This is a genomic window from Mesorhizobium sp. M7A.F.Ca.CA.002.05.1.1 (assembly GCF_003998335.1).
Taxonomy (GTDB): Bacteria; Pseudomonadota; Alphaproteobacteria; order Rhizobiales; family Rhizobiaceae; genus Mesorhizobium.
This window is the reverse complement of the sequence record NZ_RZQI01001349.1, coordinates 1-1063: the sequence shown is the minus strand read 5'-3', so window position 1 is coordinate 1063 and position 1063 is coordinate 1. Positions and strand designations below refer to the sequence as shown.

At 64.9% G+C, this 1063-nt stretch carries 1 protein-coding gene and 1 pseudogene; one reads left to right on the top strand and one right to left on the bottom strand.

Annotated elements, in window-relative coordinates:
• A partial coding sequence (locus tag EN939_RS35485; RefSeq protein ID WP_245473298.1) for a glutamate--tRNA ligase occupies positions 1-752 on the top strand: 752 nt, incomplete at its 5' end.
• Here the strand turns inward: EN939_RS35485 and EN939_RS35480 are convergent.
• Positions 670-1063 (bottom strand): annotated as a pseudogene (locus EN939_RS35480) (DUF2865 domain-containing protein); the annotation flags it as partial. The gene EN939_RS35485 and the pseudogene EN939_RS35480 sit on opposite strands and share 83 nt — an antisense overlap.

The window sequence follows — 1063 nt, the reverse complement described above, 5'->3', positions numbered from 1 at the left end:
GCCATGTCATCCGCGGCGACGACCACGTCACCAACACCGGCGTGCAGATCGCCCTGTTCCAGGCGCTGGCTGCCGAGCCGCCAGTGTTCGGCCACCATAATCTCCTGACCACCGCATCGGGCGAGGGCTTGTCGAAGCGCACCGGCGCGCTCTCGATTGAAAGCCTGCGCGAGGACGGCATCGAGCCGATGGCCGTCGCATCATTGGCCGTCCTGGTAGGCACTTCGGAGAATGTCGCGGCGGTGCCGACGATGGGCGAACTCGCCGAACGCTTCGATCCGGCGGCGACATCGAAATCCGCCGCCAAGTTCGATCCGGACGAGCTGTTCGTGCTCAACCGGTCGCTGCTGCACCACATGCCGTTCGCCGAGGCACAAGACCGTCTGATCGTGCTCGGCGTCTCCGGCGAGCAGGCCGAACCGTTCTGGCTGGCGGTGCGCGGCAATCTCGACAGGCTGGCCGATGCGGTCAACTGGTGGCGTATCCTGCGCGACGGACCGCAGGAGAAGCCGGAATTTTCCGGTGACGACCGCGATTTCCTTCGACAGGCCTTCGATCTGCTGCCGGAGGAACCCTGGAGCGCGACGATCTGGAAGGACTGGACGGGCAAGATCAGGGAAGCGACCGGCCGCAAGGGCAAGGCGTTGTTCATGCCGCTCAGAACAGCCCTTACCGGACTGCCTTCGGGGCCGGAGCTTGCAGATCTATTGCCGCTGATGGGTCGGGAAGGAACGTTGGCCCGACGACCCTGACCTTGCGCTGTTCCGGCGGCAAGGCTGATATCGGCGACGTCACCGGCTTGGCGGAAACCCGCTTGATCGTCTCGCGGTCGAGCCCGCCTTCCTGATTGGCCAGCGTTTCGGGATCGGCACCTGGATCCGGTTTGGAGATCGGCACCGGAATGAACGGTGCGGAGTCCGTCTCGGGTTGCAACTGTTCCGGATTCGGCGGGTTGCCGGCGATGATCTGAAAACCCTGCGCGGCGGCGTTGCAGCCGCAAGCCGGCAGCCGCGACATATCGGGCTGCTTGTAGAGATAGGCGGTCGGCAATTCGCTGTAGGGC